The following is an 18542-nucleotide window of genomic DNA, read 5'->3' on the forward strand; positions in this document are numbered from 1 at the left end:
CCAACGGGCACAGCGGATTCGTCCGCTGTGCCCGTTCTGTTTTGGCACACCCCCGCGTGCACCGCACCTGCCTACACTTCCTGCGGACCCCTACGAATGGAGAACTCGACCATGCCCCACGATGACGACAGTGACACGAAACTGAGGCAGTTGCTCGCCAGGTTGAGGGATCACGGCATCGACGTGGACGACTCTCCGCGGAGGCGCTCTGAGTACTCCTATGATGCATCGAACTACCGGGTACGGCCTGCCGCCGTCGCCTTCCCAAAAAACGTCGACGACGTGCGGACAGTCTTGCGGGCATGCTCGGATACAGGGGTACCGATCACCGCACGCGGCGGGGGAACGTCGATGGCGGGGAACGCCGTGGGCGACGGTGTGGTGATCGACCTTTCCCGCCGCCTGACCTCTGTGGGAACCCTCGATGCCGGCCAGGCGACGGTGTGGGCCGACGCGGGGGTTGTGCTCGGCGAGCTGCGCGCGCAGGTTGAGAAGGCCACCAAAGGCAAACTGACATTTGCCCCCGACCCTTCTTCCCTGACACGCGCCACGGTGGGGGGCTCGATCGGTAATGACGCCTGCGGAAACCACTCAGTGGCTTATGGGCGCATGACTCATCATGTGCAGGAGTTGGAGCTGGTTACGGCCGACGGCGCCTACCTAAAGGCAGGGCGGGATTTCCTCTGTGCCGTTGATGAAAACGACGCCCATTCCGTTGCCCGGGCGCAGGAACTGCTGGAAGGCCTGAAAGCGCTGGCGGGAGGACATCTAGCGTCCCTCCGTGTCGAGCTGCAGAACATTCCCCGGCAGGTCTCCGGGTATCATCTGGGCCACCTGCTGCCGGAGCACGGCTTTGACGTGGCTAGCGCGTTGGCCGGCAGCGAAGGTACGTGCGCCGTTGTTGTGCGGGCCAAGGTGGGTCTCGTCCAGAAGCCCGTGACCACCGCGCTGCTGTGCCTTGGCTACGCGAACACTATTGATTCCGCGCGGGATGTGATGACCATCCTGTCCGCAAAGCCGAGCGCCATCGAGGGCCTGGACGTATCGATCGTGGACATTATGCGGCACCGCCGGGGAGTGGCCAGTGTGGAGTCATTGCCGGAGGGCAAGGCTTTTCTTATGGTCGAGTTTTCGGATGACACCCTTCAGCACGCGGCCGCATCTTGTGAGGACCTGGTTGAGAAGCTCAGCGCCGACGGCCGTGTTGTTGACTATTCGATCGTTACGGAACCCTTGGAACGGGCCGCCCTGTGGAGGGTGCGCGAAGATGGTGCGGGGCTCTCCTCGCGGCGGATCGATGGGGTGCAAACGTGGCCTGGATGGGAAGATTCTGCGGTTGCACCGGAGCGGCTTGCCGACTACTTGGCGGACCTGCTCGCACTGGTGGAAAGGTACGGCTACACGGCCCTGATGTACGGCCACTTTGGTGCAGGGTGCGTCCATATGCGGTTGGATTACGATCTCCGCAGTGACTTCGGACGCCAGGTGTTCGGTGACTTCACCCGTGAAGCTGCCAAGCTGGTGGTGGCCCATGGTGGCTCGTTGTCCGGGGAACACGGTGACGGTCGCGCGCGTAGCGAACTACTTGAGGTGATGTACTCCCAGGAGATGATAGGCATTTTCGGAGCCTTCAAGCGCCTCTGGGATCCGGCGGGGATCCTCAACCCCGGGATAATTGTGGATCCGGAACCCTTCTCTGCTTCGCTGGCTTTGGAAGGCGTCGTTGAATCTGGCCACACCCACGGTGAGCTGACCGCAGCCTCGGCTGGCGCCGTCGTGCCTTCCTCCGGGAACCGTGAGCTGCTCCCGGTGGCGAGTCCGTTCGTCGGGAATACCCACGCCTGCATTGGTGTAGGACGATGCCGGTCCGCCACTGGCGGCTTCATGTGCCCCAGTTATCGGGCCACCAAAGATGAAAAGGATTCGACCCGCGGCCGGGCCCGAGTGTTGCAGGAACTAACCCGGACCAAAGGCAGCAGCAAGGATGGCTGGTCAAGCCCGGAAGTCCGGGAGGCACTGGACCTCTGCCTATCGTGCAAAGCCTGTTCCGCTGACTGTCCCACCGGCGTGGACATAGCTGAGGCCAAGTCGCAACTGGTCGACGAGCACTACCGCGGGCGAATTCGACCGTTCACGCATTACTCCATTGGCTGGCTGCCCCGGTGGCTTCCGTTGCTGACACGCGTGGCACCTCTGGCCAATGTGGGCACAGCTTTCCGTCCCTTCAGGCTTGTGGGGGAATGGTTGGGCATCAGCGCCCGACGGCGGCTGCCGGCTTTTGCGGCGAACGGCAGGATCCGCAAGCGGGTGCGGGAAGCCGGATTCGCGGACAACGCCGACGTGCTTCTGTTCATCGACAGTTTTACGCGCGCATTCCGACCCGAGGTTGTCCCGGCGGCGGCCAGGGTGCTCCGCGACTCCGACAGATCCGTGGGGTGCACTCCGGACGCTTGCTGCGGCCTGACCTGGATCTCCACCGGGCAACGTGATGGGGCTCGACGCAGGCTATTCCGGTTGATCAGCAAGCTCGACGACGGCACGGACCGGGATATCGTCGTCCTCGAACCCAGTTGCGCGGCGACCATCCGGGACGAAGGTCCAAAACTGGTCGGCGGTGCCGCCGCTGCGAGGGTCGCGGCAAGGGTGCGGTCATTCTCTGTGGCTATAGATGAAGCCATCAACCGTGGCTGGAAGCCGACGGCGATGCCGCCAGTAACAGCCGTGCTGCAAACCCATTGCCATGAGCATGCTGTGTTCGGTTCAGGTGCCCAGAAACGCGTCCTGGAAGCCTGGGGAGTTCCGAACCTCGTGGAATCATCCTCTTGCTGCGGCGTCGCCGGCAATTTCGGCTTTGAGGCCGAGCACTTCGATATGTCCATGAAAGTCGCCGAGCACTCCGTCATCGCCGCCCTGGCGAAAGGCGACTCTAACGCCCTTGTTCTCACCGATGGTTTCAGTTGCGCCATGCAGGTCTCGCAGATAGACCCCGGGCGCTCGAGCAAGCACCTCGCCGTGGCGCTGGACCCTGAGAATGCCAGCGGGGAACGGTAGGTGGAATACTTCGGAATTTTCCTCATTTTGGTGGCGGCCGGGGTGGGCTTGGTTGGCCCACATGTGGGCAAGCCCGCCCGTCCACTGCGAAACATGGCCAACATGTGGGGCATCCTTTTTATACCATCGGGTGCAGCAGCTTTTTTGATCGCAGCGGCCGGGTTCTTCATCTTTGTCACGAGCATCAGCTCACGATGAGCCCGTGCCCATCAGCAGTTGTGTCTCAAACTGACACGATCGGCACAACTACTGAAGGCGGATTCTGGAAGGGACCAATAGGCACAACTAGTTTTTAGGGTTGATCCCGATGATGAACAGGAAGCTCGCACAAGGACGGCACGCTGAGTGGCTGCGATCCGCGGCACACTGCGGCGAGACGGACGCAGATGAGCGCAGCGACCATCAATCAAAGCGATCCCGCCGGATCGTTCATCGTCTCCGGCAGGACATGGCAGAAGGACGCGACATCAGCGATGTGTGGCCGTGGCCGATGCCGGGCATCTAACCCGCCGCAAGCCGCGGTCCGTAGGGTCTGCTCCTGGCAACGTGTTCAACCACTGCGGCCCGCTTTCCCGGCTCAGCACAGGAGACAGAGCTGGGCAGTCGTGGACCGCCGTCCTTCCAGTGCGCCTGGCCAATTGTAAAGCACACTGCCAGGGCGTTCGCCGCGACCGGGCGCCCCTGCCCTTGTGGAGGTTCCCTAGGCCGCCGACCGGCACCACAACGAGCACGCCGGCAGGCCCAGTCCGGCAACGCCGGAGGGTTCCGTCACGTTTTCACCGCTGGGCCCGTAGCTATCTACTGGAGCTACATGACGAGGCTGTGGCGGTCAGGGTCAGTGACGGCTTCCTAAAGGACCAGACTGAAATCCGGATTGGGGATGCCACGTGGCTACGATTGGGGAAGTGCAGCCTAACGATCGTTAGTTACAATGGAGGTGACCGATCAACGTTGTGAGGATGACATGAACCATTCGCCGCGCGAGCAGGCAAATACTGCTGTCAGAGATTTCCTGTCTAGCCGCGATTGGTCAGCCCAGACGCCCGCCCGGCAGCGGATCCTCGTGGCGTTCCTAAGTCTGGCTACCGCCAGGGGCTTTGGTTCAGTGACTATGAGGACATTGGGCCGCGAGCTCGATATGAAGGCACCCAGCCTGTACTCAAGCTTTCCCCGAGGCAAGGACGAAATTGTTGCCGAGTCGCTCAGTTGGTTCACCCACAGATTCGCCCGTGAGCTCCTTGACGCTGCCGAAGCCACCACCACGCCGGAGGAGTATTGGGCGGCGCTTGTTCGCTTCCATCTCGCCCAGCAGTTGCAGCGGCCCGAGGCGGATCTCTGGGACCTCCTGGTCGCAACTGATCGGGTAGCCCGGTTCCTTAGCGACGAGGTGCGCCAGGAAGTGGCCTCCTGGGTGAGGCTGCATGAGGATATGTATGCGGCTGCCGCCGAAGAGATGGGCTTCCGCCTCTCCAGGAAGACCACCCATGTCATTTTTACGCTCCTCGACGGTGCGGGACGCTGGGCTGACTGGAACGGAAGTGACGCAGACCTTGAAATCCTTCTGGACCACGCGGTGGCACTGAGCCGCTCCATTCTGGAAGTTGGCAGCGGGACCCCCGCCCTGGCTTAATCAGAAGTCCCCGATGACGCGCTCTATGCAGGAGCGCCGCTTTAGCGTGCCCGGAATTCGCGGGCTGGCGGAGCGGGGGTGTAAATATTTCCAAAACCCTTGCCTAACTAACGCTCGTTAGCCTACAGTCATCGCAAGGTCCAAAGACGTACCTGCAGGAGTCTCGACCTCACCGATTACCTGAATCGACAAGGGAAGCCACAATGAGCCATTCCACCAGTGCCGAACGCCATGAGTCGGCCCTTCGCACCACCACTGAACCTTCAATCGAACTTCGCGGCCAACTTGGCGTTGGAAGCATCCTCTTTTCCGTCGTCGCATGGGCCGCACCGCTGCTTGTAGTTGTGGGACTGATGCCCTCGATGATTGCCTTCGGCGGCAACGGGATCATTGCCGCACTCGCAGTCTCCACAGTCATCCTGCTCCTGTTCTCCGTGGGGTATACGGCTGTCACCAGATATGTGGAGCGCCCCGGAGCTTTCTACGCCTACATCACTGCCGGGTTGGGCAAAGAAATCGGGCTCGGTGGTGCCTTCCTAGCCATGTCGGGTTACTTGGTCCTCCTTCTCTCCACGTGGGCCGCGTTTGGCGTTTATGGCCGCGCACTTGTAGTGGATACATTCCATGGGCCCGATGTGCCGTGGTATTTCTACGGGTTGCTGGGCGCCCTGCTCGCGGGAGTAGCTGCATACCGGAAAATCGAGTTCTCGGCCAAGACACTTGGTGTGGCTCTGATCCTGGAAGTCGTCCTCGTCCTGGTGTTCAATCTGAGGGTATTTTTCGACGGAGGCCCCGGTGGTCCACCGTTGGGGGCCCTGACATGGGACGGCGCCAGCACTGGCAACTTTGGACTTGTACTGTTGTTCGCGATGTTGTGCTTTGGAGGATTCGAGTCCTCGGCAATCTACCGTGAGGAAGCCAAAGACCCCAACAAGACAATTCCTAGGGCAACCTATGTTGCAGTGGTCCTCATTGGGCTGTTCTACCTCGTTGCGGCTTGGGCAATGCTGACTGCCCTGGGGCCGCAAGGGGTGGCTGATGCCCGGGCCGGCGGCGCCGTTGCCTCTATGTTCGGCGACCTCGCCGCTTCCTATGTTGGCAATGTGGTGCCGGGCATCATCAATGTCCTCGTAATTTCCTCGACGTTTGCCTGCCTCCTCGCCCAGCATAATGCTGTAGCCCGGTACGCGTACTCACTCGGCAAAGACGGCGTCCTGCCGCGGACGCTGGGAGTGGCGCACGCCCGGCATCATTCCCCGTTTGTAGCCTCCATCATTGTCACCGCGCTTGAATTCGCGGCAATTGTAGCCATCGCCGCTGGCACTGCATTCGACCCCGCTGGCACGGACGCCTTCACGGTCTATGTCCGCCTGAATGGCCTGGGTGCGATCGTCGTCGTGGCGCTTCTGGTCCTGGTCTCCGTAGCAGTACTCGTCTACTTCCAGCACCACAAGGTGCCGGGCCGCGGAGTATGGAAGACGACGGTTGCCCCGGCCTTGGCCTTGGGCAGCCTCGCCATCGTGCTGGTGCTCAGCTTCCTCAACGTCGACGCGTTAATTGGGGCCGGACCCATAGCTTCCTTGGCCTTTACGCTCTTCATCCCCTTGGTGTGGGTGGGCGGCATTGCGTACTCCCGCTGGTTGAAGAAAGCCAAGCCTGCTGTCTACCAAAAAATCGGCCGCCAGTAAGCGGACTCGGTCCACTGACATGACTAACAACAAGGACACCACCATGACACAACGTCTCACCGGCAAGATCGCTGTCATCAGCGGAGGAGCCAGCGGCATGGGCGTCAGCCACACCCGCAGGATGATCCAGGAGGGGGCGAGGGTCATCTCCTTCGACCTGAACGAAGGCGCCGGGCCCCAACTAGTTGATGAATTTGGCAAAGACAACCTGATCTTCCTCCGAGGAGACGTGAGGAACGCCGAGGACTGGGCCAGGGTGGTATCGGCCGGGCAAGCACATTTTGGCACTCCGAATGTGCTTGTCAACAACGCAGGTATCTCTCCACTGCAAACACTTGAAAAGGTGTCCGAGGAAGACTACCGCCGCGTTATCGATATCAACCAGGTTGGCACCTTCCTCGGAATGCAGGCCTTGATTCCATCGTTGCGCCAAGGCGGCGGATCCATCATCAACATCGCGTCCACTGCGGCGCTCGTCGCATTTGCCGATCTGTTCCCCTACGTCGCATCAAAGTGGGCAGTGCGCGGAATGACAAAAGCGGCAGCATTGGAACTGGCGAGGGACGGCATCAGAGTTAACGCTGTTTGTCCCGGAGACACGGACACCCCGATGATCCGCGCCATAGCCCACACGCCCTCGGGGGCACTTCCGCCAGCTGCTGACCTGCCGTTCAAAAGGTGGGCGCAACCTGAGGAGATCAGCGCCGCCGTCGCCTTCCTCGCCTCAGACGAATCGTCGTACATGAGCGGCAGCGAACTCGTCATCGACGGCGCCTTCACCGCGCAGTAGCGCCCAACACACAGAAAAGAGACGAACATTGCATCGAGTCAAAGGAAAGATCGCCATCGTCAGCGGTGCCGCCAGCGGCATGGGCGTGGAACACGTCCGCGCCCTGGTGCGGGAGGGAGCAAAGGTGGTGGGCTTTGACCTTGTTGAGGGGGAGGGGACTGCGCTAGTGGATGAGCTTGGCGACGGCACTTTCCACTTCCTTCCCGACCGCAGTGTCACCTCCGCATCCGATTGGGCGGAGGTTGTCCGGCACTGCGAGTTCAATTTCGGGGCGCCGACAGTTCTGGTCAATAACGCTGGAATTTTCCGATCGACAAGGGTTGAGGATGTCAGCGAGGATGCGTATCGATCGGTCATCGACGTGAACCAGGTTGGTCCGTTTCTGGGCATGCAAAGCGTTATCTCAGCCATGCGATACGCCGGAGGTGGCTCGATTGTGAACATCTGTTCCACCTCCGGCCTGGTGGCCTTCGAAGACAATTTTGCGTACGTGGCTTCCAAGTGGGCGGTCCGCGGCATGACAAAGGCAGCGGCACTTGAGCTGGCCGCGGACGGCATTCGCGTGAATGCTGTCTGTCCCGGAGAAACGGAGACACCCATGTTGCTCAATAGCACGGAGCCCGGCACATCCTTGCCGCCGGAGTGTCTTCCATTCGGCCGCTGGGCCCAGCCTGAGGAGATTGCCGCTGCCGTGCTGTTCCTTGCATCAGACGAGTCTTCATATATGAGCGGCAGCGAAGTTGTCGTGGATGGGGCGTATACCGCTGGGTAGAACGTGCTCTAGGCGGGGGCATGCTGCACCAGCCAGCAGGCCGCATTTCGCGCGTGGAGGCCCACCCACCATTCTTTCTTTTGCCGGAGGAATTACGTCGCATGACCACTGGCATGCGCGCGTCTCTCAATGGCCCTTTGCAGGGTTGAGTAGCGCACAAGTCACTTTCGGCCGCTGGAGTTGTGTTCCAATCTGGCACACAGCGTCTTCAGGGCTTGAAGATAATGTGATGGAGCGCAAGCGGCTGGGGACACTTATCGTGCTAAGAAATCACCCTGGCTCGGTAGAAGGCTTCGAAGGATTAGATGTGGTCCAATGCTGATCATCTGTAGTGATACGGGGAACAATGAACAATTACTATCCACCTGCCCTGCTTCTGGCGCGGCAAGAACAGGCTACAGTCATTGCTCATGAGGCTCGGAGCGCTCTACCTGACGCCCCGGTGGTCGTCGAGGAAGAGTCGCGATCAGCTCTAGGGTGGAGATCCCTTCGAGGGCGAATCGCCACGGCTCTGCATCGCATTGCGTGGGCCATCGAGTCCTAGGCCTGCCCGGGCTGCAGCCCAGACCGGGCAGGGCTAAATGAAAACGCCTACTACCCCCGGGAGTTTGCGCTCGCATGAGCGCGCCAAGCACCGATTTCCGCTCCCGGCCACCGATCACTGCTGAGACCGGCAGGCACGTGCAGTGTCAAAGATGTTCCACGCGAACGCACAAGGTAGTGGCGACCGGTTAGGCATCCCCCAAAAAGCTCCAGCTCCGCCGACCCTCTTGCACTGGTCTGCGGAGCTGGCCGCATTTATTCCAACTCGCGGCAGCGGTGCTTGTAGGTCTGCGACGAAGGATGAACTCAGGATGGGGATCTGTTGTCCAGAAGTTACACGTTCGCCCTGCATGGAGCTGTTGGCCTTGGTATCGCCGGCGTCGTCTTCATGGTGCTCGGCCTACGACTCGCCCGAATGCGCGCGGGAAACGCCCCCACATTTCCGGGAGTTGCTGCATCCACCACCGAGGCAGCCCTGACTTAACAGTTATTCCCAGCGTGCTGGAGACGTTCCAGCGCGCTGGGCTCGGATCGCAACTCCGGCGTCTTCGGGCACCTGCGTTTCCGCACTTTCTTTCGCTACCGCCGCTGATCATTTGGGCCTCGGGGGTCGAGGGCGTGGGTAAGCAGTATCCAACTGTTAACGCCAACCGAAAATAGGGCCAGGAACGCCAACTGAAAATAGGGCCACCGACCATTATGGAAGGTGATCAATTTGGATGATTGGGCGGAGATACGCCACCTGTTTTCGACGGGCAAGCACTCGAAACGGGAGATCGGCAGGATCGTGGGTGTTTCCCGCGGAACGGTTGATCGGGCGCTGGAGTCGGATCGGGCGCCGAAGTATCAGCGGGCATCAGGGGTGTCGAGTTTTGATGCGTTTGCTCCCAGGGTGCGGGAGCTGTTGGTGAAGACGCCAACGATGCCGGCCGCGACGCTGGCCGAGCGGGTGGGCTGGTCTGGTTCAGCGTCGTTGTTCCGGGCGAAGGTCGCCGTGATCCGGCCCGAATACGCGCCGCCGGACCCGGCGGACCGCCTGGTTCACGAGCCGGGGTTCCAGGTCCAGTGTGATCTCTGGTTTCCGCACGAGCCGTTGCCGGTCGGTGCGGGCCAGTCCGATACGCCGCCGGTGCTGGTGATGACCTCGGCGTTCTCGGGATTCATCCAGGCACGGATGCTGCCGTCGCGGACGACGCCGGACCTTCTGGGCGGGATGTGGACTCTGCTGCAGGACGCGCAGGCGGTCCCTTCACGGCTGTTGTGGGATAACGAGTCCGGCATCGGCCGGCGCAAACCGACGGAGCCGGTGGCCGCGTTCGCCGGTTCCCTGGGATTGGAGATCAAGCTGCTTCCGCCGCGGGATCCGGAGTCCAAGGGCATGGTCGAGCGGATGAACAGGTTCTTCCGGCAACGATTCATGCCGGGCCGGGACTTCCGCTCCCCGGCGGATTTCAACGGCCAGCTGGACGACTGGCTGCCCAAGGCCAATCACCGGTACTCGCGGTCCCGCCATGGCCGCCCGGATGAGTTGGTTGTCCTGGACCGGGAAAGGATGCGGGAGCTGCCGCCGGTGACCCCGGAGGCGGTGTTCCGCAACGCGGTGCGGCTGCCACGGGACTACTACGTGCGGGTGTTCTCCAACGACTATTCCGTGGACCCTTCATTCATCGGGCGCATCGTGGACGTCATCGCCGACCTGGACACCATATGGGTGACACACGAGGGTGTCATCATCGCCACCCACGTCCGGGCATGGGCCCGGCACCTCGTGGTGACCGATCCCGCCCACGTGGCCCGCGCGGCGGTGATGCGCCAGGACTTCCGAACCCAAAGAGTGCACCGCCCTGAACCGTTGGAGTCCGTGGAGGTACGGGATCTGGCCGCCTACGACGAGATCTTCGGCATTGATCTGGGCCAGCAGCCGGCTCTTCTGGAGGTGGCTTCATGACCGGAACACCGTCTCAGATCGAGTACTACGCCCGGGCCCTGCGTGCACCACGGATCAGCGACGGGTTCCGCCGGCTTGGGGACCAGGCCAGGGACGCCGGCTGGTCCCATGAGGAGTACCTGGCCGCGGTCCTCTCCCGTGAAGTCTCCGAACGCGAAGCCTCCGGAGCTGCCACCAGGATCAAGGCCGCGAGGTTCCCGGCCCACAAGGATCTGGAGGAGTTTAACTTCGATCACCAGCCCTCCGCGGACCGGAACCTCATCGCGCACCTGGGCACCGGCGTGTTCCTCTCCGAAGCCAAAAACGTGGTCCTGCTCGGACCGCCAGGCACTGGCAAAACCCACCTCGCGGTAGGCATCGGCATCAAGGCGGCCAAGGCCGGGCAGCGGGTTCTTTTCGACTCCGCGACCGGCTGGGTTGCCCGCCTGCAGGAAGCACATTCTCGCGGGAAACTTGCCCAGGAACTGGTCAAACTACGCCGCTACGGGCTCCTCATAATTGATGAAGTGGGCTATATCCCGTTCGATCAGGATGCCGCGAACCTGTTCTTCCAGCTCGTCTCGAGCCGCTACGAACACGCCTCCATGATCCTGACGTCCAACCTCCCGTTCGCCCGCTGGGGCGACGTCTTCGGAGACCTGACCATCGCCTCGGCGATGATCGACCGGATCGTCCACCACGCCGACGTCATCAGCCTCAAAGGCAACAGCTACCGGCTCAAGAAACACCAACCCGCCGCCAGTACGGCACAATAGAACCACAACCCCGTGGCCCCGTTTTCAATTGGCACTAATGGCCCTATTTTCGGTTGGCGTTAACACAGTAACTCGCGACCCCGAAACAGGCGAAAGAAATCTGACCCTGTTGAGAATGATGAAGCAGCAAAAAGGGTTACGAGAATCCGTTCTGGGCACTGGGGTCTGCCTTGGCGTGTACGCGAGAGTCTCCACTCCTGGAATCATTCGAGTCGGCGATGGGATAAATGTCTCCGGTTAGCTCCGCAGAGCGCACGGAAAATCAAGCGTGGAATGGCCGTCACTGGTGGTTTTCGCCCGAGACAACGACACCCTCAATGGAAATGTCGTAGGAGCCGTTGAAGGGGCTACTGATCAGCAGGCTGAACGGGGAGCGGCCACAGGGGCTGCTCCCTCAGGCTTCGCGCTGAGGTGACGCGGGTGGCTTTAGCCGGTCTCGGGACCGGAAGAGTAAAAACAGCTGGATTCGCAGTCCTCAACTTCGCCCCTGCACTTGCCCGGCGCCGTCGTTCCGCGATGAAACGGGAGGTGAAGAGACACCGTGTCCGCGGCTGTGTGTGTGTGCTGGCGGTAGCCCAATGGGGTACGGAAATACTTTTCCTTTGACTGTCTGCGCCTGATCACATCGCTGAGACCGGAGCAAGGACAAAATTAAACAAAGGACTGATTAATGAACATGATGTTCATAAAATGAACGACGCCAACTTAGGTGTGGCATGGGTCGTGTGAGGAATCAACGGTATAGGGCCGCTGTTTGGGGTGAATTCGGCTGCACTCAAACTTGCCGCTCCGGAGCTGACACTGGAGCCGCGTTTGTCGCTTTGCTGCAGCACCGTTTCCCAGTGGATACTCGGTGGGCGAGGCTGTCGCCATTGCGCACGATTGGATGGGGTCTTGGAGATTTCGTCGGCTGAAGGTTGCACCCCTCGACAATGCAGGGGAGCGCATCTGAGCTTAGGCGCTTCATGGGCCCGTCGAGGATGCCTGCGCTGGCTCAGGCAGTGTCGTGACGGGTTGGAAATTTTTGAAGATATGTCTGCGAGCATGTGTCGAGCGTTTGCTCTCGTTGCCTCCGTCGTCATCACTCCGCGCCTCTGACCCGGACGCTGCACTACGACGGCTGGTGCGAATGACCGTGGGATCCCCACGGACGCCCCGCATCTGCTTCGGCACGGCTAAGTGCCCCCAGGGGCGCTGCCCTCACGGGAGCGGCTACAAGCTTGGGGAAGTCCGTCATCAGCACCCGCTAGATCATTGCCTTGGCAATGTCATCGGCTGCCCTTCGTAACCGCTCCACGATTGCCGGCAGCCGTCCAGTCCTCAGGCGTTCGCCGGGTCCGTTGGCTGTGAGGATTCCCGTTAGCTGCCCCCGGACGTCGCGGACTGCGGTGCCTACGGTGAAGAGTCCCTCTTCCAGTTCGTTATCCAGTACGGCATAACCCTGTTCTCGCACCGCTTGGATTTCCCGTATGAGGTCGTTCCGCCTGGTGATCGTGAAGCGCGTGAAGCTTTCGAGGATCTCGGGGAAGGCCTCCTCGATCTTTTCGTCGCTTTCTTCGGCGAGCAGTATTTTTCCGGACGCGCTTGCGTGAAGAGGGTATTTGTGGCCGATGTACTGCTGGGGAACGCTGAGGAGCCTTGAACTCGATCCTTCGGCAACTACGTCGTAGTCAAGCTCTCCGTTGACGATTGCGAAAGTGACAGACTCGTTCAGATCTGTGGCTGCTTCATCGAGTATGGGCTGGACGCGCTCTGTCAGTCCTGTAGAGGGGTCCGCCAATCGCCCTAGTCGGGCGATCTCGTATCCGAGGCTGTAGAGGGTTCCCTTGCGACCTATAAGCCCGGTCTGTTCAAGAGTGAGAAGTAACCGTGATGTCGTTTGGCGACTCATTCCTACAGACTGTGCGAGCTCCGTTGCCGTGATGCCCCTGGGATGTCGACCGAGTTCGCGTAGGAGCACGACTGCTTTGATAATCGACTTATTGGTTGCGTCGACGGACTCGGGTGCCTGCTCTTCTTCAGTCATAACTCCACTGCTCATAGACGATGGCCTGATGGCTGGGCACATATTTTGCTTCTGGCAGTCAGCATGCCCACGCGTTCAATCTTATGCGCGGCATCGCGCCGCTGCTGCCCATATCTTATGTAGGAAGCCAGCTATTGGTCACAAGTACCCGCGGGTCTTCAGCGGGGACGTTGACCGCCGCTTGGCCCTTCCGAGGACTCTTCCGTGGCCAGGTAGAGGCCTTCCCATGCAGCCGAGGATAGGCGGCCGCTTCCATCCGCACTTGGGGCTGGACCGGGGTTGTCGACAACCGGATGGAGGGCTGCCGGCTGTGCGCGACGAAAGAAGACGGAGCCAGCTGACAGGCAGCGATGGGCAATAGACATGGGAGGTTCTCCTTTGCATGTGACAGTTCACGAGGGGGTTGTGGGTCTCAAACACTGTGTGGAACCTGGCGCAGGCTCTCGGCGTCGGGGAATCTCCACTGCAGATACTTCACCGCGATACCGGTGTGGTCAGCTAACCGAACGTAGTCGACCTGCTTGCTCCCGCAGACCGCACTAAGTTCTGCTAACGCTGCCGAGATCGCAGATGTCCTGCGTGCATCGCGCTCGGCAAGTCTCTCCGTTACTGAGGAATTGCGTTTCTTAGGCTTCTGCCGCCAGTGGGACATCCCAATCCTTTCCTGTGCCAGAGCCGGCCGTCCTTCCGCTGCGTGAGGCTCAAAACTGTCGACGGCTCACCGCGAGCGTTTAAATGGGCATCATGCCTACAAAATGAGCATGCCGCTGAAGAGTATGAGACACCCGCCATAGCCAGGCTGTCAAGAGGCGTCTATTTAGTTCACCGAAGCTCATTTTGCCGCTTGACGGTGATGCGGGTTACATCATAAAGTGGGCGTAGCGCCCAACAAGTGGGCGAACCAGTCGTTGATCACGCTTTATCCGGCACGAGTCCAAGGAAGCACCACTGCCATGAAAAACGAACCTCTTAGCCTTTTCGCGTTCGATGTCTTCGCCCCCTCGCACCTGACCTCCGGGTCGTGGCGCAACGAAGCCGACCAGGGCTTTCGCTATACGGACCTCCGGTACTGGACCGGTATCGCGCAAATGCTCGAAAACGCCGGGTTTGACGGGATCTTCTTCGCCGACAACCTCGGCTACCATGACGTCTTCCGCGGCAACGGCGACGCCGCCCTGCGTGACGCCGCTCAATTCCCGATCAATGACCCCACCGTGCTGATCAGCGGCATGGCCGCAGTAACAAAACACCTCACCTTCGGCGTCACTGTCTCTGCAACGTATGAGCCGCCCTACCTGCTGGCCCGCAAGTTCAGTTCGCTTGACCACCTCACGTCAGGCCGTGTCGGCTGGAACATCGTGACCTCATACTCGGAGGCCGCCGCCCGCAACCTCGGCAAGGAGCAGCAGCTCACCCCCGCAGAGCGTTACGACCTCGCCGACGAGTACATGGATGTCGTCTATAAACTCTGGGAAAGCTCCTTCGAAGAGGACGCAGTGGTCCGCGACGCCGAATCCGCAACCTACATCGACCCGTCCAAGGTGCACCCGATCGACCACTCCGGAGAGCACTTCACGGTCCCAGGATTCCACCTCTGCGAGCCGTCCCCTCAGCGCACCCCGGTGCTGTTCCAGGCGGGTTCTTCCGCCAGGGGCATGGAGTTCGGCGGCAAGCACGCCGAGGCCGTTTTTATCCAAGGCACTTCAGTTAACGGGGCCAAGCGCACCGTAGCCAAACTCCGCCAGGCCGTGGCCGACGCCGGCCGCGATCCCCGGGACGTCAAGGTTGTCATCCTGCTCACCGTGGTGGTTGCACCCACCGATGAGGAAGCCCAGGACAAGTATCAGCAGGCCGTGGACAACGCACCCGTTGATGGAATCCTGGCCCGCTTCAGTGGCTGGACTGGAATCGACATGTCCGAATACGAGCTCGATACCCCATTGCGGTCCGTTGGGACGAAAGCGGGGCAGTCCATGGTGGACATGTTTTCCAAAGCGGACCCGGACCGGGACTGGACGCCGCGCCAGATTGCCGAGTACCTGGCCGTCGGTGGCACCGGTGCCACGATCGTCGGCTCACCAAAAACCGTCGCCACCGAACTGCGCCGCTGGCGCGACGAGGCCGACATTGATGGCATCAACCTCAGCTACACCACCAAGCCGGGCGGCTGGGAAGAGTTCATCGAGCTCGCCCTTCCCGAGCTCCGCGCCGAAGGCCTAGTCGCCGCGGAACGCAGTGAAGACCAGGAGCCCGTGACCCTGCGCGAGAAGCTCTTCGGACAGAAATACACGTTGGACGGTCACCCCGCTACGGCACAGCGCGCCAAGCACCTGAGCGACGCCACCCGCTAAACGCACCCGCGACAACGGAATCAACACCTAAGGATTTTCAAATGACTGAACAAACTGACATCGTCGTCATCGGCGCCGGTCTCGCCGGCCTCATCACCGCCCGTGAACTCGGCAACCGGGGCCACAAGGTGGTTGTGCTGGAAGCCCGCGAGCGTCTTGGCGGCCGCCTGTACACCGAACGCCGCCTGGGCCAGAACCTCGAACTCGGCGGCAACTGGCTGCACTGGACCCAGCCCCACGTCTGGGCCGAGGTCACCCGCTACGGCCTGGAAGTCTCCCGCGGCCCGCGCTCGGAAGAAACCTACTGGCTGGCCGGCAACGAAGTGCGCAGGGGCAACCTGGACGACTTCATGAAGCTGATCGACCCCGGCATGACCCGCCTGCTCGAAGACACCACGAAATGGCTGCCCCGCCCGGACGCACCCTTGACCAACCCAAATCTCGCCGAAGCGGACCAATACAACCTGCAGGAAATGCTCGACAAACTGGACCTCTCCGAGGACGAACGCAACGCCAACGAAGCGGCCTGGGTGGGCCACTTCAACGCACCCCTGAACCAGTGCGCCTACGTCAACGCCCTCCGCTGGACCGCCGGCTCATCCGGGCACTGGCAACTCATGCACGAGGCCTCGGCCATCTACCGGCTCAAGGACGGCAACGACACCCTGGTGAACGCTATCGCCGGGGACACCAGCGCCGACATCCGCCTCAACGCCCCCGTGACAGCCGTCCGCCACGACAGTGAGGGAGCAACCGTCAGCTACGGCGACGGCCACGAGATCCAGGCCAAAAGGGTGGTCATCACCCTCTCGCAGAACATCCTGCACAAACTCGACGTCTCGCCCGCCCTCTCCGACGGCAAGCTCGCCCCCAGCCGGGAAAAGACCGCATCCCAAGGCGTCAAGGCCTGGATCCGCGTCAAGGGACCCATCAAACCGTTCTTCGCCTACTCCGCCCAGGACAAGCCGCTGTCCGTGATCCGCACCGAATTTGTCGGCGACACCGACGCCGTGCTGGTGGGTTTCGGAGCCGATGCCGACCGCATCGACGTCACCGACATTGGGCAAGTCCAGGAAGCCATCAAGGTCTGGCGCGACGACCTCGAAGTCCTCGAGGTCACAGGACACAAGTGGGGTGAAGATCCCTACGCGGAGGAAACCTGGCAGATCCAGCGCCCCGGCCAGCTCACCAAGTACCACGCGGCACAGCAGGCCAGCGAAGGCGCACTGCACTTCGCCAGCAGCGACATCGCCAACATCTGGGCAGGCTTCTTCGACGGCGCCATTGAGAGCGGGCTACGCGCAGGCCGCAACATCCACGCAGAACTGACGGAGGACCAGCCATGACCGCCACCGCTGTTGCCCCCAGGACCATCGATTCCGACCGCTACCGCGCCGTCATGCGCCACCTGCCCACGGGCGTAGCTGCAGTTTGCTCCACAGAACCTGTGACCGGCGTCCAGAACGGCATGATCGTGGGGACCTTCGCTTCCCTGTCCATGGAGCCGGCACTGGTGACGTTCAGCGTGATGCACTCCTCCACGAGCTGGCCGAAGATTTCCGACGCCGGCACCTTCAGCATCAGCCTGCTCGCCGAGGACCAGCAACAGATCTGCCGGGCACTGTCCGCCAAAGGCGAGGACAAGCTCCGCTCGATCGGCTGGTCCGAATCGGACTGGGGCACCCCGCACCTTCATGGCTCCCTAGCCTGGCTCGACTGCCGGGTGGAACAGCAGTTCACAGCCGGTGACCACGTCGTCGTCATCGCCAGCGTGCTGGAGATGACGCCGGGAGAGGGCAACCCCCTCATTTTCCACGGAGGCCGCTTCGGAGGCTTCAGCGAACGCGCAGCCAGGCCGTCCTTCTAGCGGCCGGACGACGCCGTCGCGCGCTGTCCCGCCAAAGCAGACGGCGCCGCCCGCCCCACCCTACTCATGAAATCGATCAAGGAAGATTGACATGGATATCACTCCAACCAAAGCCACCACACCGGCAATGGACGTCACACCCGCCTACTACCGCCAAGTATTGGGTAAGCTGCCCACCGGCGTCGTGGCCATTACCGGCATCAACGATGACAACGAAAAGCTTGGACTGGTCGTCGGAACGTTCCAGTCCCTCTCACTCGAGCCGCCGCTGGTCATGTTCTGCGTCGACAAGTCCTCGTCGACCTGGCCCAAACTGCGCAAACTCCAGAACTTCACAGCCAACATCCTCTCCGATGACCAGGTCAGCATCTGCCGCTCCCTCTCGCGTAAAGGGCCGCAGAAGTTCGAAGGACTGCCCTGCAGTGACGGTCCGCTCGGCACCCCGCACCTGGACGGAGCCACCGCCTACATCGACTGCAAAGTTACCGCCGAAGTGGTGGTCGGTGACCACTACATGGTTGTCGGCGCCGTCACCAATATGGAGGAAGGCAGCGGCAACGCCCTGATCTTCCGGGCCGGCAAATTTGGCCAGTATCTGCCCATCGACATCCCCACCCAGGCACCCGAGCCAGCCAGGAGCGCATCATGAGCAACCGCCGTGAAGAAATCCTCAACGCCTGGAACCGTGCCTGGGGCGACGGGGACGTGAAAGCATTCGAACAAATTATCGCGCCTGGTTACCTCCGCCGCTCCAAGTCAGGCAGCGAGGACTCCACCAGCGTCCTGCAAACCATCCAGGACACCCACGAAGCCTTCCCGGACTTCAGCACGGACATCCTGCACATCGTTGAAGATGGCGATACCGCCGCCATTCACTGGCAAAGCCAGGGAACCCATCAGGGCTCGTTCATGGACGTGCCCGCCACCGGACGGAGCATCACCGTGACGGGTGCATCATTCCTCCGCTTCGACAACGACAAAATCGCCGAGGAATTCGTGGTGTGGGACCCCCGGGAACTGCTCTCCGCGCTCGGCATCTGGCATCTGGGCTCCGGCAACGACTAAGGGCCAGCCGACCACCACCACCGGAGAGGGCAGCCGCGTCGTGATCTGCTGGCCGC

13 protein-coding genes are annotated in these 18542 nt (G+C 61.5%); 12 read left to right on the forward strand and 1 reads right to left on the reverse strand.

What is annotated here, in order from left to right:
• Positions 1-111 precede the first annotated feature (111 nt).
• The 7 genes from EYS21_RS18305 (at position 112) to istB (ending at position 11177) form a co-directional block, all read left to right on the forward strand.
• Positions 112-3051 carry an FAD-binding and (Fe-S)-binding domain-containing protein gene (locus EYS21_RS18305; RefSeq protein WP_242633495.1) on the forward strand — a complete coding sequence of 980 codons (2940 nt, stop codon included), beginning with the start codon at positions 112-114 and terminating at the stop codon, positions 3049-3051.
• 964 nt (positions 3052-4015) lie between these two features.
• Positions 4016-4681, forward strand: coding sequence for a TetR/AcrR family transcriptional regulator (locus tag EYS21_RS18315; protein ID WP_131134679.1), 666 nt, complete (start codon positions 4016-4018; stop codon positions 4679-4681).
• Positions 4682-4884: 203 nt separating this feature from the next.
• Complete coding sequence (locus tag EYS21_RS18320; RefSeq protein ID WP_131134680.1) at positions 4885-6369, forward strand: APC family permease; 1485 nt, start codon at positions 4885-4887, stop codon at positions 6367-6369.
• A 43-nt stretch (positions 6370-6412) separates the two neighbouring features.
• Positions 6413-7159, forward strand: coding sequence for a glucose 1-dehydrogenase (locus tag EYS21_RS18325; protein ID WP_131134681.1), 747 nt, complete (start codon positions 6413-6415; stop codon positions 7157-7159).
• A gap of 28 nt (positions 7160-7187) precedes the next feature.
• On the forward strand, positions 7188-7931 hold the full coding sequence (locus tag EYS21_RS18330; RefSeq protein WP_131134682.1) for an SDR family oxidoreductase: 744 nt from the start codon (positions 7188-7190) through the stop codon (positions 7929-7931).
• A 1249-nt stretch (positions 7932-9180) separates the two neighbouring features.
• A complete protein-coding gene (gene istA / locus EYS21_RS18340) occupies positions 9181-10422 on the forward strand; it encodes an IS21 family transposase (protein ID WP_131134684.1) in 1242 nt (413 codons plus the stop codon).
• Complete coding sequence (gene istB, locus EYS21_RS18345) at positions 10419-11177, forward strand: IS21-like element helper ATPase IstB (protein WP_056630617.1); 759 nt, start codon at positions 10419-10421, stop codon at positions 11175-11177. The genes istA and istB overlap by 4 nt, the downstream gene beginning before the upstream one ends.
• Positions 11178-12423: 1246 nt before the next feature.
• On the opposite strand, the gene EYS21_RS18355 is transcribed toward istB, so the two are convergent.
• Positions 12424-13203, reverse strand: coding sequence for an IclR family transcriptional regulator (locus EYS21_RS18355; protein ID WP_131134686.1), 780 nt, complete (start codon positions 13201-13203; stop codon positions 12424-12426).
• A 953-nt stretch (positions 13204-14156) separates the two neighbouring features.
• Between EYS21_RS18355 and EYS21_RS18360 the strand changes: the two genes are divergently transcribed.
• From EYS21_RS18360 to EYS21_RS18380, 5 genes are all read left to right on the forward strand, one after another.
• Positions 14157-15554, forward strand: coding sequence for an LLM class flavin-dependent oxidoreductase (locus tag EYS21_RS18360; protein WP_131134687.1), 1398 nt, complete (start codon positions 14157-14159; stop codon positions 15552-15554).
• The gene (locus EYS21_RS18365) at positions 15488-16900 is read left to right on the forward strand and encodes an NAD(P)/FAD-dependent oxidoreductase (RefSeq protein ID WP_278184755.1); all 1413 of its coding nucleotides are present in this window, start codon (positions 15488-15490) and stop codon (positions 16898-16900) included. The genes EYS21_RS18360 and EYS21_RS18365 overlap by 67 nt, the downstream gene beginning before the upstream one ends.
• A complete protein-coding gene (locus EYS21_RS18370) occupies positions 16897-17421 on the forward strand; it encodes a flavin reductase family protein (RefSeq protein WP_131134689.1) in 525 nt (174 codons plus the stop codon). The genes EYS21_RS18365 and EYS21_RS18370 overlap by 4 nt, the downstream gene beginning before the upstream one ends.
• Before the next feature lie 91 nt (positions 17422-17512).
• Positions 17513-18070 (forward strand): flavin reductase family protein, encoded by a 558-nt coding sequence (locus tag EYS21_RS18375; protein ID WP_207307817.1) that lies wholly within the window; start codon positions 17513-17515, stop codon positions 18068-18070.
• On the forward strand, positions 18067-18486 hold the full coding sequence (locus EYS21_RS18380) for an ester cyclase (protein WP_131134690.1): 420 nt from the start codon (positions 18067-18069) through the stop codon (positions 18484-18486). The genes EYS21_RS18375 and EYS21_RS18380 overlap by 4 nt, the downstream gene beginning before the upstream one ends.
• The last annotated feature ends 56 nt before the right edge of the window (positions 18487-18542 follow it).

It is taken from the genome of Arthrobacter sp. S39 (assembly GCF_004320525.1).
In the GTDB taxonomy this organism is placed as follows: Bacteria; Actinomycetota; Actinomycetes; order Actinomycetales; family Micrococcaceae; genus Arthrobacter.